Raw genomic sequence first — 12633 nt, 5'->3', positions numbered from 1 at the left:
AGGAACCAAAAGGCACAATCTACATGGGCGTACCCACAATCCTTTCCCACCAAAATCTCTGCCAGACTGCTAGCAAAACTAGCTGTGAGATCACGCTGCCGAATCGTATGCGATCCCTCCCCGTTCTCAGCAGCGTCACCTCACGTGCAGTAATTCCCCCTCCCCTCTTTCATTTCTTTCAGCGGCTCCCCCTCTAATTCCGCCCTACAACGATGTACTGGCTGTTGGGTTAGAACGGTGCGCTAACTCCCGCATCAGCCATTTCTCGCTGTTCAGAATTGGCTGCACCAGTGTTCCCCGCCTCACCAGCGCCGCCCGCACCAGCAGCGAAGGTGCGCACTGCCCCGGCCTGAGACGCAACTGTCTCCGTAACCGAAGCTTCCGAATCCCCGGTCGACGCCTCACCAAGACCAGTTGGCGACTCATGTGGCTTCTCAGTCATAGTCTTCACCGTTGCCAGGTGACGGCGCAGATTCGGCCCCACCGCCTTAGCAATGATCTTCTGGCGCTGGTGCTTCGTACCATCATCGCCCTCCCAGCGATCCGTACGAACGTGACCGTGGACAATGACGGCTTGGCCCTTCCACACCGTGTTGTTCACGTTCTCGGCGAGCTTGCCCCAGCATTCAACATCAAAATATGACGTCTCCGACTGCTCCCAACCATTCTCCCCCTTCCATGACTTGCTGGATGCCACAGAAAACTTGCAGACCTTTGCCCCAGAATTGGTATTTCGATTTTCCACATGATGGACCACATTGCCCACCACGGTAATAACTGCCTCAGACATCGGGCTCCTCCCCCAAAGAAAGCGTTTACCTACTGCGGCCGAATAATTCGAAGGTGTCTCATTCGTGCCGTGCCAATTACTTTTCCGGCTTCGAGAAACAATTGAAAGAGGTACATAAAAAGCCTGTGGATAAGTTTGTCGAAAAGACAACTATCCACAGGCTACGTATGAAGTTGAGGGGCGAAGTCGCGGCAATCCTCGTCGTCAAGCATGCGAAATCAGCTTAGCGACGCTACCTTCCACGCCTCTTCGAGGCATCAATCGGATTATCCATGTGCACCGGATGCTGCGCGTCAACCTCCGAGGTGTAGTAATCACGCTCGTCCTCGCCACCAACACCGACCTGCTGGCTCATGCGTGCGAGCATTTCGTTGTAAGCGGCCAACTCCTCATCATTGTTGCGGTCTGCGACGCGGTCGTAACGGGCTGCATCCTTTTCATCGGAACGCCGCCACTGTACAAACAGCGCAACGGTAACGATGTAGAGCGGAACCTCACCGGCAGCCCACGCGACGGCACCACCAACGTTTTGATCTTCCAGGAGATTCACTGCCCAAGGGAGATCCAGGCTGGCGTAGTAGGTCTCGGCAAGCACCTTCTGCGACTGCATCAGCGAAATACCGAACCAAGCGTGGAATGGCAACGACCCCATCAGCGTGACCAGCTTGACCGACGGCTCAATCTGCTGTGGTGCAGCATCGACACCGATAATGACCCAGTAGAAGATGTAACCGGAGATCAAGAAGTGGATGTTCATGAACACGTGGCCCGCGTGCTCATCAGCCAGGAAGTCGTAAATCGGTGTCATGTAGAGCAGGTAGAATCCTGCGACGAACTGCACCGTTGCCACAACCGGGTGCGTGAGGAAACGCGACACCGGGTTATTGATGAAGACCACCAGCCACTCACGAATCCCCGGCAGACCATCGCGGCCGGCCGGCTTCAGCGCACGTAGCGCGAGCGTGACAGGACCGCCCAGCACCAGCATGACCGGAATACCCATGGAGTAAAGCATGTGGGCAATCATGTGAACCGAGAACAGAGCCGGCATGTATACGCCCAGCGCACTGCACGAAGTAAACAGCAACGTGGCACAGCCGGCGAGCCACCACAGGGTGTTGGACAGTGGCCAGGTTCCGCCACGCTTCTTCAACAGGTAGAGCCAGTACAGGTAAATCCACGCGGCAATGATGGCGGCAGAGCCGAAGAAGATGTCAAAGCGCCACTGCGTGAACATGGCCTCCCAACCGAATGGAATCTCCAGGTTGTAACCGAGCTTGACCTGCATCTGTGTAATCGACGGCAGGCCCTCACCACCGGCCTGTTCGGAGAAATTCGGTGGCGGCGGAGTACGGCCCAGAGCAACGGCAACGCCGATTGTCAGCGCCATGATGATGACCTCGACAATGGCCAAACGCCAGAATGGACGATTCGACTGAGCGCGCTCAATCTCCGGAATGGTGATCTTGCGGTGCACATAGCCACATAGCCCCAGGAAGATGGTGAGCACAGCCTTGACCAGCACCATGATGCCGTAGTTGTTGCTGACCAGGTCAGACCAGTCGATGTTAATGGCTGCGTTAATGAAGCCAGAGGCAGACATTGCGATGAATGCCACCAACGCCACAAACGAGTAGCGTTTCACGACTTCTGGCATCCATTCACCGCGACGACGCGCGTGCCCAACCAGCGCCATCAAGCCACCGACCCAGAAAACAGTGAAGGTCAAGTGCCAGATGTAGGAGTTAGTGCCGTAGTCGTGCGCACCACCGGAGGCGTTGTGGCTTACAACAGCCAGCGGCATCATCGACACCAAGCTGATGGCGAAGAACACCGGCTGCCAAATCCACTTACGAGTCAGCGATGAACCAAGCGCCACAATGCCCGCAAAAATAGCTACCCACAGCCACGCCAAGCCCTCCTTGGTCTGTTCCAAGGAGACAGCCCAGTTGCTCAGCTGAATCGTCGTCGATAGCGGCTGGCCCGATACATCGGAGAGAACCAGTGGAATCTCCATCAGCGCCATGAGACCCCAGCCGAGCATGGCCCACATACCCGTGCGAGATGCCGTGTAGCCGTCGAGGCCCAAAGTGCCGTCGGCACGCTGCTTCGTACCGAAAGCGGCGAGCATAAACGAACCGACACCGAGGCAGGCGAGCAGCTCACCAGCCGCCTTCGCGAACGGGAACCCGAAGGTGGTGATTGTGCCGGGATCGGGAATACCCAACGTGGCGCGCGAATCCATGTTGAACGCCATCGAGAGCAAACCAGCTAGAACGCCGCCGATAAGCACAAAAACAACGTACCAACCAGCAGATTTACGGACTTTCTTATCCTTGCTAACAGGCGGAGAGGTCTCGGCCTTGGTCGTGGCAGTCATAGCCCTAAGCTTAGCGACCAAAGTTCCTAGAGCAGAACCGGTAACACCACTGGGATTAGAACCGGTTGTGATTGGCTGTGCCAGAGACGCTACAATGCTTTTCTTAGCTGGCCTCCATAGCTCAGTGGACAGAGCAGTCGGCTTCTACCCGATTGGTCGAGGGTTCGAATCCTTCTGGGGGCGCACAAATAACCCGCCTGAACTGGTTTTCTACCAGTATCAGGCGGGTTTTTACCTTTTGGTCCTTGGCTATTAGTCCTTCTTGTTATCCGCGGGATCCGGACGCAAGTAGCGGTCAACCATGTCGACAACCTCTTCGACAGATTTCTTGTCTAGCGCAGCATCTTTTCCATCCGGACGCCACACCAGCACCATCGTCTGAATCAGACGGTAAATGTTGCGTGCCAACTGATATGGGTCGTGCTCGCGAATAGTGCCATCTTCCTGCCCGTGACGGACACCGGGGAGAATGAACTTCTCCACAATCTCCATCTGCGTGTCACTCATCTCTCCAGTGAGCACTTGCAATACGCGGTCAGGGTCTGTCTTGACTAGACCAGGGAAAAAGTCACTTTCGATGATGCGCTGAACGACGATTCGAATACGAAGCAGCATACGGGCGCGCGAATTGCCAGGGACATAACGAAGCCCCTCAAGCATGTGCAGGATTTCGCGGTTGGTCACTTCCGCCAGAAGCTCACCGATGTCGGCATATCGACGATATACGGTCGGCCGCGAAACCCCTGCCTTACGAGCAATTTCTGCAATCGAAGTCCTACGCAAGCCAACAGTCATTACGCTTTCGCGCGCAGCGGCAATGATGACATCATCGACGGATGGTTTCTGTGCCGCGGTGGTGCTTTGAGCAGCGTCGCCAACACGCCTCGTCTCATCCATGTAACTATTTCTCCCGTTGGAATCCGAACTCAGAAGTAATTTTATCAGGCAAATAGGTCGATTTAGTTCATTCCCCGTTGTCCAATTCTAAAACCTCACTTTCCAGTTAATTTCGTTTCTCCCACAATTCCCTCCACTAACCACACGCCCGGCCACAGCACAATCCACATCGCTAAGCTGGGCGTAGTCAACACGCGCTCCGCAGCCCAGTCCGGACACAAAGTCAGGCACGCTGCAGAATCATGCCGAATCTCAGCGAAAGGTGAAATCATGACTCAGCCCGATCCCGACCTCCAGCTCTCCCCTGAGCTCGACCGCATCGTGTGGATTGACTGTGAGATGACAGGTCTCGAACCCGAGCGCCACGTCATTGTCGAAATCGCGGCTCTCGTCACCGATGCCAACCTCAACATCCTCGGGGAAGGCGTAGACATCGTCGTACACGCCTCCGAGACCGAATTGGCACAGATGGACGATTTTGTCACCAAGATGCATGCGAAGTCCGGCCTGGATCAGGAAATTCGCGCAAGCAAGACCAATGTCGCCGATGCCGAACAGGCTGTTTTGGACTACATCCGCCAGTGGGTTCCCGAGCCCCGCACCGCCCCGCTGGCAGGCAACTCGATTGCCTCCGATCGCAAATTCATCCACCGTTACATGCCAGAGCTCGATCAGCACCTGCACTACCGCATGATTGATGTCTCGTCCTTCAAGGAACTGGCCCGGCGCTGGTACCCCCAGGTCCTCAAAGGCGCTCCAGAAAAGGGTCTCGCTCACCGAGCTCTCGCAGATATCAAGGAGTCGATCCGCGAGCTGGACTACTACCGTCGCGCCATGCTTCTGCCCCACCCCGGTCCGGACGCCGACGCTATTTCCACCGCAAGCAAGGAATCGACAGAAAAGTACGGTGAGATTCGCGGCTAGCTCGCTTTACGACGACCCCAAACCTCACCCTTCTCCAAATTTATCCGGATTGACCTGCTGTTTTTGTTTCCAGCCTACTGTGGGCTACCATATAGTTCGCTGCAGAGATGAGCTGAGAACACAGCTCCTTTGATGCGGTAATGGTGACTGTAGTTCAGTTGGTAGAGCACCAGGTTGTGATCCTGGGTGTCGCGGGTTCGAGCCCCGTCAGTCACCCCAAATAGGCCCCTCGGCCAGGAATTTTTCCCGGCCGAGGGTCTTCTGTGTCCACGCCCCCTAGAATCCGCCCTACGCAGGTCGCGGGTTAATAGGGCTAAGTAAAGAAAAGTGTGTCTGTCCAGCGTGTCACCGGGTGGGGCCTTTTGCTACTAAGCCCTCCATGCGAGTTAGTGACTGCGTTTATGCCAGCAACGACAATCCCATGCGAGTTACTGACCCCGCTTATAGCAAAAATGGCCCGAAAAATGACCTGAAAGTGCTATAAAGTTGGGCAGTTTCACATGTGCAGCCCGAATTCGCATGTGCACTCCATAGTTTTTGGGTTTTCCGGTTTTGCTACCTACCCCCAGGTTGTGGAACTGCCACAGTTGGGGTCTGACCAGTCACTATCTTGAGAATCAGGCGCACTTTTGTCTATTAACCCTAAATAAATTGGTGAAAAACGCTTACCCAGCTATAGCTGCGAGGATATTCTGTCGTGCATGAGGACCTTCAAAAACCCCGCACCCCACCAGCACTCACCAATCTCCATTCCCCGCAAAGTAGCCGCATTGCTTGCAGGTGTTGCCATCGCAGGCAGCTTGACAGCTTGTAACGGGGACGACTCCGACGCAAGCAGCGCTAGCTCAGAGCAGGCCGTCAGTTCAAGCGCATCTTCTTCCACCCTGTCTTCCACAAGTACTTCTGATTCAAGTACCTCTAGCTCGAGCTCATCAGACTCCAGTACCTCGACCAGCTCTGAGACTTCGACGTCGGGAAGCAGCTCGAACTCTACGAGCACCGCTGCAGATAGCGCCAAGGATTACGCGAGCATCCTCGACGACCTCGAGGAAGTCGATGCCATGTTCTACACGCAAAACGGTTCTGGAGAACTGGCAGGCACGCGTTTTATGACACCGGACGAAACGGTGCAGTGCCACTTTGTCGTTGACAAAGCTGTCTGTGCCGTGCCTGGCGACCATAGTGAGTGGCCCCATGATGAGCGTGCTGACGACGGTGTCCGAGATATGCCGAACCCGCCAAAGGCAACCAACGTTGGCTGGATGCCAGTGCGTTCTCCGTTGGGAACCAAGCCGAAGAATTGGCTGCAGCAGGGAACTTTCCCTTCGATAGGTACGGGTACACCCCTCGAGGATGGCAAGAAAATCAAAGTCCGGATGTCTTTTGAATCCGACGAGACTGTCACTTGCGGTTCCAAGGACAACAACATGACTTGTGTAAGTGGTGACCACGGCTTTACCGTCGGCAAGGATACCTACGTCACCTGGTAATTTCCCGCCACCTGGTAAGCCGACGCGACCGGTTAGCTACCCAGCGGATAGCCGCTGCTGGTAGCTACCGAATCCCCCGTTACTCCCCAGTGCCTACCGAGTAGCTACCAAGCCTGCATCCGATGTCTGCAGCTTGCCGTCAACCATCTCCACGATTCGGTCGGCGCCGTGGAGCTGGCCCAGGTCGTGGGTGATGTACAGGGTGGCCACACCCATTTTCCGCGTCACATCCATAATCAGTCGTGTCACCGCACCGGCGGTCTTCTGATCCAGGGCCGCAGTCGGTTCGTCGACTAGCAGCACTTCCGGCTCATTCATCAGTGCCCGCGCAACATTGACGCGCGCCTGCTGACCACCGGAAAGCTGGCTTACGCGACGGTCTCCAAGCCCTGCCAGGCCAACTGCCTCTAGCAGCTCATCCGCGCGCTTCTCCGCTTCACGACGGCCACCCGCGGGCCAACCGAAGACGCGGCCCAGTCGCCGCATCGCGATGAGCTGCTGCTTAACCGTCAAGGCGGGCAGAAGATTCGGCTGCTGGAAGACGATACCGATGTGTTCGCGACGAATCTTGGCAGCATCCGCGCCGCGAGCGCTCAAGTCAATGGCTGTTCGTTCCGTGTTCTCGGCAGCGCCTGCACCGTTCGAGTCCTGCTTGTTGGAGTACAGAGTGACATATCCGGAATCGGCGCTCTTCAGGCAACCGGCAATGGTCAGCAATGTCGACTTACCGGAACCCGATGGCCCCACCAGCCCCACTACCTCGCCAGCTCGAATCTTCAGCGAGATGTCATCCAAAATGGTGCGCTTGTTTTCACCGTCCTGGACGGTCAGCGAGATGTTCTTCAGCGCCAGTGCCACGGGAGCCTTGTTGTCGATGTAGGTAGTCATTTTGTCCTCAATTCCTCAGTTGCAGGGTTGTTCGTGATGCGCGTGGTGCGTGGTGTGTGGTGTGTATGGTGCAGGGAGCCGCCGCAGTAACGCACTCCTATGCATTCGCCAATGCGGTGGTCGGATCGACGCGGAATACCGGCACCAGTGCCAGCAGCGCACCAACTACGCCGGTCACGGCCAGAATGAGCCCCGGCACAACGGTCGTGGAAGCATCGACCACAACTGGCATGACGTCGCCGCTCTGCAGAGCCCAGCCCGTAGCTGCAGTCACCGCAACACCACCACCGACTCCGAATGCCAACACGGCCAGGACCTGTGCCAAAGAGTCGGCCACCAGCACTGAGCGGGACGCACCGAGTGCCGAGGAGATAGCCACACCGCGCAGTCGTTGGACAGTCCACACTGTAAAGAATGCGCCTACCACCAGTGCAGAAATCACATACAGCATCGAGGTCATCGCGTTGAGCGAGGTCTGCTCACCCTGGTAGGAAGCCGACAGATTATTGCGTTCGCCGTCGCGCAGAATGGTCCCTTCCGGTACACCCGGCAGCTGCGCCGCAGACTCGTCGACAACCATTGCCGCCGGCACCATCTGCCCCGGCGTCAGGTCTTCCATCACACTGCGCCCGGCATAAATGACTGCTTGGTGGTCCAGCCACTTATCCCCCACCAGTCGTGCAACCGTGGCCTTATGATCACCCATCGCGCCAGACAGGGTCAGCGAGTCACCTTCCGCAATGGCCGTTTCACTGACACCGTCGGTGACGGCCACCTGGTCGTCGTTAAGCGAAAAATCGGAGATGACGGTGACGGGCGTTTGGTCGACGCGCGCACGGCTGACGTAGACATCGCGGACGGCGGCGTTATTATCGTTCGCCCACGTCTGGACGCTCTTTCGCGCCGTTTCGCCCATGCTTGACGACGACAACGACGTAGCCCCTTCGGAGACGACGACGGCATCGTTTTTGCCGTAGACCTCGTCAAGTGCGGAAACGGACTGGTCAGACAGTCCTGCAGCCAAAGCCGAGAGGAATGTGACCATCACAGCAATCATGCCAACAGTGATGGTGATCAGTGCCGCACGGCCTGGAGCGGCCCGAAGTTCTTTCATTGACTGGTACATACTCATTATGGTCGTGAATTCAAAGGAGGATTTAATCGCCAGGGAGGTTGAACTTCGTCTCCAACTTTCGGTTGATGTTGACAATTCCGGCTCGTCAGCGGTGTTTTGGCAGGTGGAACTGTCCTAAGCTCGAGGGCGTGGATACTCCTGAAACCCTGAACCGCAGCTGGCAATTACTGCGGTTTGCCCTGGATGTTTTGGTGCTGGTGCTGCTAGCGGTATGCGTGGTTCCGGACCCGCAGTGGCGAATCATCACCTATGCGGCGTGTTTTCTAGCGGTGTACATAGCAGGTTCGGTCGGGCCGATTGGTCGGGCTCGGCATGGCAACGTAGCCAACGAGGTCGCACTGACTAAGCCGCGCGGCCTGCTGCTGGGCTGGCTTGTGATTCTGCTGCTGTGCTGGGCGGCGTTGGCGTTTGCGACGCTGGATGCCTCGTTCCTGGTTTTCCCACTGTTTTTCGTAATTCTGCAGGTAACAGGCGGTCTTACGGCCGTAATCATGGTGGCAGCGACAACGGCGACGGCAATTGGCGCTATCGCTATCCATACTCCGCTGACATTTGGTGGTGTCCTCGGCCCCATTCTAGGCGGGACGTTTGTACTTACGGTGGGGCTGGGCTTCCGGCTCCTGCAAAAGGAGACTATCGAAAAGACCAAGGCGCTGGAGGAGCTCTCAGCTGCCCGCGCCCACTCGGAAGCACTGTCCCGTCGTGCCGGTGAGCTAGACGAACGCGCACGTCTCGCAGCCGACATTCATGACACCGTGGCGCAGGGGCTTTCCTCCATCCAGCTGCTGCTGCATTCGGTGGAGTCTCGCATGAAAAGTGCTCCCACTCAGCATGACCAGGCCTCGGTGGATTCGCTACAGCTCGCCCGCAAGGTCGCGGCCGACAATCTGGCCGAAACTCGGCGCATCATTGCAGCACTTCAGCCCGCTCCCCTCGAAGGCGCAGACCTATCCGGTGCGTTGGAGAAAGTCTGCTCCTCCACGGTGCTAGGTGATGCTGTCAGCTTCTGCGTCGACGGCACACCCACGCGGCTGCCGGCCACCGTCGAAGCCACCATCATCAGGGTGGCCCAGGCGAGCTTGGCGAACGTCGTCAAGCATGCACACGCCACCCGCTGCCGTGTCACCCTGACCTACCAGCCCGACGAGGTCCTGCTCGACTGCGTCGACAACGGCATCGGCTTCGACCCCACCGCACCAACTAACGACGACAGCGTGGGAATCGCCAACGCGCGCCGACGCGTGGAGAAGCTCGGCGGCACCTTCACCATCGAGTCGGAACCGGGGCGCGGTTGTGGTGTCAGCGTCAGCATCCCGCACGAGCTCGCCTCTTAAAGTCCCGCGCCTGGTATGCAGGTAAGAAACGACCATTCACATCACCCGAGGAGTTAGCCAGGTGACCAAGCCCATCGGAGTCCTCATCGCCGACGATCATCCCATCGTGCGCGCTGGTCTTCGCGCAGTCGTTGAATCGGCGCCGGATATCGTCGTGGTTGGCGAGGCGGCCAGCGGTAATGAGGCGGTCGAGAAGGTGCGCGCATCGCTTGACAACGACTCTTGCGACCACATCGATCTGGTACTCATGGACCTTCGCTTTGGTGAGGCCCCTGGCACCGCTACCCGCGCAGGCGGAGTTGATGCCACCGCAGCCATCCGCTCACTGGCTGGGCACGGGGTAAAGGCTCCAGAAGTGTTGGTGGTGACCAATTATTCTTCGGACTCCGATGTGCTCGGCGCTGTCACCGCAGGCGCAGTTGGTTATCTGCTGAAGGATGCCGCTCCCGAAGAACTCATCGACGGTATCCGTCGTGCCGTTCGCGGCGAGACTGTGCTGAACACGCGAGTTGCCGGGCGCTTGATGGGTCGGATGCGTAACCCCAATACAGCACTAACCCCGCGCGAACTCGAGGTGCTCGAGTTGGTCGCGCGGGGTATGTCGAATAGGAGAATTGCAGAACAGCTGGTGCTCACAGAAGCGACTGTGAAATCGCATCTGGTACATATTTTCACCAAGCTAGACGTCAGCTCCCGCACCGCGGCTGTTGCTCGGGCGCAGGAGCTGGGAATGTTGGGCGAATAGGAGGCGGTCTAACCCGTGTGGCTTAAGTGACAGCCTCACCTACGGGATAGGGGCTACCAAGAGCTGGTCTCGTCGGCGTTGCCCTTCTTCCAGGTCTCCCACGGGATATTCCAGTCACCTAGTCCATCAACGCCGGAGAGCGTCCCACCAATAGTATTCTTCACAATCACAATGTCACCGCGCTTAGTGTTATCAAGGAACCACTTAGCGTTGGCGTCTGTGACGTTAATGCAGCCGTGAGACTGGTTGACGCTGCCCTGTGCCCACGTTGACCACGGTGCACCGTGGACGTAGATACCGGAGTAGGACATCTGCGTTGCGTAGTTAACCGGCGTGACATAGCCACCGTTATCCAGAGACAAACCGTAGGTACGGGAGTCCATCACCATGCTCTCATTGCGATCACCGATGATGTACTGGCCATTCGGAGTCGGGTGAACATTCGACCCCATAGAGATAGGCATGGAGTTTACGACTTCACCATTCTTCTTAATGACCATGGTCTTAGTCGCATCATCAGCAATAGCGATCACTTCATCGCCAATGGTGAAGCTGGTTTCAGCAGAATCCGCACCGTACATGTCGCCACCAAGATCCGTGCCGTAAATATCGGACTTCACGGTAACCTTGGTACCCGGCTTCCAGTACTCCTTTGGACGCCAGCGCACCTCGCTGTTATTCAGCCAGTAGAAAGCCCCTTCCACCTTTGGCTCGGTGGTCACCTTTATTGCTTCCTCAGCTGCCTTGCGGTCCGAAATACTCGCACTGAACTTCACCGCAATAGTCTGACCGACCCCCACGGTGGAACCATCCAGCGGGGACAGGTAACCATTCACCTGAGAAGTCGGCTCGACGGTGGTGAAAGAAGTAGCCAGCTTCTCTGTGCCCGAAGTGGCGTTAATCTCATAGGTCTTTGAATAGCCCAGGGGTTCTGCAGTGGTCCACTTGGTACCACTGGAGTCGAGCTTGCCCTTGACCTCTTTACCCTCAGGGTTGGTCATAACAACCTTGTCCAGGCGATGCCCCTCGTCCACCTGAACCGAAATCGGGTCAACCACCGAAACATCAGTGGCATCGTCCTTCACACTGGCGACAAGACCAACGTCTGGCTTCTCCGCCTCTTGCTGCTCGGCATTATCTCCGCCGACGGTACAAGCAGCTAGCGAAATGGTGGCCGCAAATGTCACCACCGCCATCGACAGGCGCTTAAAAGATTGCCGCATGATCGTGCTTCACTCCAACAGTGCAATTATTAAGTAGTAAGTCCCGGGGACACACTGCGACACACAGCGGAGTCCTGCTACAGCCCCTGGTGCGCCCTCGAAAAAAAGTCAGACTACCCTGCAGCAGCACTAGCCACCGGTAAAACGCTCGCCCTAACTGAAAAGCCTTATTGACTGCCCAACCGCAGTCGTTAACCCCTCAGAGGGCGCAGCACGCAAAGTAGCCCAACGGTTCCTATAGTTAACCCTCTGGAAAACTGCTGTGCAACCCCAAAAAAACGGGGCACCTCAACCGACCTGGGAAAACGGCGGACCCTTGAGGCTGCGTTACCGAAAAGTAATCAGTTCGCTATTCAAAAGTGCCACCGAACGTTGCCGAGCGTTACTGAACACCGGCGAACGCCACTGCGGCATCTATGCACACTCCCGACGCTGATGACCTTGATACAGCCCCACCCCACTTTGAGGATTTTCAAACTTTTTCTGAACTTTTTTCAAACGGTTGCGCAAAAACCTTCAAAAAACATGCAAAAACATCGATTCAAAAACAGCCTCTGACCAGCCGATTTTACAAACAATCAGAAACCTGGTTATATATCTTCTCGTTGCCGGCGAGGAGCTCACACAGAGAGCACCAAGCAGGAAACAGTAAGCGCCATTAGCTCAACTGGCAGAGCAGCTGACTCTTAATCAGCGGGTTCGGGGTTCGAGTCCCTGATGGCGCACGATACAGACCGGGAAGGTAGAAATACCCTCCCGGTCTTTTTGTTGCATAACAAGCGCAGACGCCAACTTGGGGTTAAGTAAAGAAAAGTGTGTCTTTTCCG

At 56.7% G+C, this 12633-nt stretch carries 11 protein-coding genes and 3 tRNA genes; 7 read left to right on the top strand and 7 right to left on the bottom strand.

From position 1 onward, the window contains the following. Positions 1–229: 229 nt before the first annotated feature. Complete coding sequence (locus HMPREF2787_RS03095; protein ID WP_070858361.1) at positions 230–790, bottom strand: single-stranded DNA-binding protein; 561 nt, start codon at positions 788–790, stop codon at positions 230–232. Positions 791–1022: 232 nt separating this feature from the next. Beyond that, on the bottom strand, positions 1023–3170 hold the full coding sequence (locus tag HMPREF2787_RS03090) for a bifunctional copper resistance protein CopD/cytochrome c oxidase assembly protein (protein ID WP_070858360.1): 2148 nt from the start codon (positions 3168–3170) through the stop codon (positions 1023–1025). A gap of 110 nt (positions 3171–3280) precedes the next feature. On the opposite strand from HMPREF2787_RS03090, the gene HMPREF2787_RS03085 reads away from it, so the two are divergent. Continuing rightward, positions 3281–3353 (top strand) — tRNA-Arg (locus HMPREF2787_RS03085). A 69-nt stretch (positions 3354–3422) separates the two neighbouring features. Here HMPREF2787_RS03085 and HMPREF2787_RS03080 read toward each other — a convergent pair. Beyond that, positions 3423–4067: a TetR/AcrR family transcriptional regulator gene (locus HMPREF2787_RS03080; protein ID WP_070858359.1), complete on the bottom strand. Its 645-nt coding sequence runs from the start codon at positions 4065–4067 to the stop codon at positions 3423–3425. A 270-nt stretch (positions 4068–4337) separates the two neighbouring features. Between HMPREF2787_RS03080 and orn the strand changes: the two genes are divergently transcribed. Beyond that, the gene (orn, locus tag HMPREF2787_RS03075; RefSeq protein ID WP_070858358.1) at positions 4338–4991 is read left to right on the top strand and encodes an oligoribonuclease; all 654 of its coding nucleotides are present in this window, start codon (positions 4338–4340) and stop codon (positions 4989–4991) included. A gap of 143 nt (positions 4992–5134) precedes the next feature. Beyond that, positions 5135–5210: transfer RNA gene (locus HMPREF2787_RS03070), tRNA-His, on the top strand. A gap of 454 nt (positions 5211–5664) precedes the next feature. Here HMPREF2787_RS03070 and HMPREF2787_RS03065 read toward each other — a convergent pair. After that, entirely contained in the window at positions 5665–6009 is a 345-nt protein-coding gene (locus HMPREF2787_RS03065) for a hypothetical protein (RefSeq protein ID WP_141763261.1), read from the bottom strand. A gap of 91 nt (positions 6010–6100) precedes the next feature. Between HMPREF2787_RS03065 and HMPREF2787_RS03060 the strand changes: the two genes are divergently transcribed. Next, a complete protein-coding gene (locus HMPREF2787_RS03060) occupies positions 6101–6481 on the top strand; it encodes a hypothetical protein (protein ID WP_210401187.1) in 381 nt (126 codons plus the stop codon). A 93-nt stretch (positions 6482–6574) separates the two neighbouring features. Here HMPREF2787_RS03060 and HMPREF2787_RS03055 read toward each other — a convergent pair whose 3' ends face one another. After that, positions 6575–7369: an ABC transporter ATP-binding protein gene (locus tag HMPREF2787_RS03055; RefSeq protein WP_048761330.1), complete on the bottom strand. Its 795-nt coding sequence runs from the start codon at positions 7367–7369 to the stop codon at positions 6575–6577. Positions 7370–7466: 97 nt separating this feature from the next. Beyond that, positions 7467–8483 carry an ABC transporter permease family protein gene (locus HMPREF2787_RS03050; RefSeq protein WP_083326645.1) on the bottom strand — a complete coding sequence of 339 codons (1017 nt, stop codon included), beginning with the start codon at positions 8481–8483 and terminating at the stop codon, positions 7467–7469. 149 nt (positions 8484–8632) lie between these two features. On the opposite strand from HMPREF2787_RS03050, the gene HMPREF2787_RS03045 reads away from it, so the two are divergent. Beyond that, positions 8633–9838 (top strand): sensor histidine kinase, encoded by a 1206-nt coding sequence (locus HMPREF2787_RS03045; protein ID WP_070858355.1) that lies wholly within the window; start codon positions 8633–8635, stop codon positions 9836–9838. Positions 9839–9899: 61 nt separating this feature from the next. Further along, a complete protein-coding gene (locus tag HMPREF2787_RS03040) occupies positions 9900–10583 on the top strand; it encodes a LuxR C-terminal-related transcriptional regulator (RefSeq protein WP_083326644.1) in 684 nt (227 codons plus the stop codon). 53 nt (positions 10584–10636) lie between these two features. Here the strand turns inward: HMPREF2787_RS03040 and HMPREF2787_RS03035 are convergent, their stop codons facing one another. Then, the gene (locus tag HMPREF2787_RS03035; RefSeq protein ID WP_070858353.1) at positions 10637–11806 is read right to left on the bottom strand and encodes a L,D-transpeptidase; all 1170 of its coding nucleotides are present in this window, start codon (positions 11804–11806) and stop codon (positions 10637–10639) included. 652 nt (positions 11807–12458) lie between these two features. Here HMPREF2787_RS03035 and HMPREF2787_RS03030 point away from each other — a divergent pair. Next, a tRNA-Lys gene (locus tag HMPREF2787_RS03030) sits at positions 12459–12531 on the top strand. Positions 12532–12633 lie beyond the last annotated feature (102 nt).

This window comes from Corynebacterium sp. HMSC061H03 (assembly GCF_001838215.1).
Taxonomy (GTDB): domain Bacteria; phylum Actinomycetota; class Actinomycetes; order Mycobacteriales; family Mycobacteriaceae; genus Corynebacterium; species Corynebacterium jeikeium_D.
This window is presented reverse-complemented; position numbering and strand designations above follow the sequence as displayed.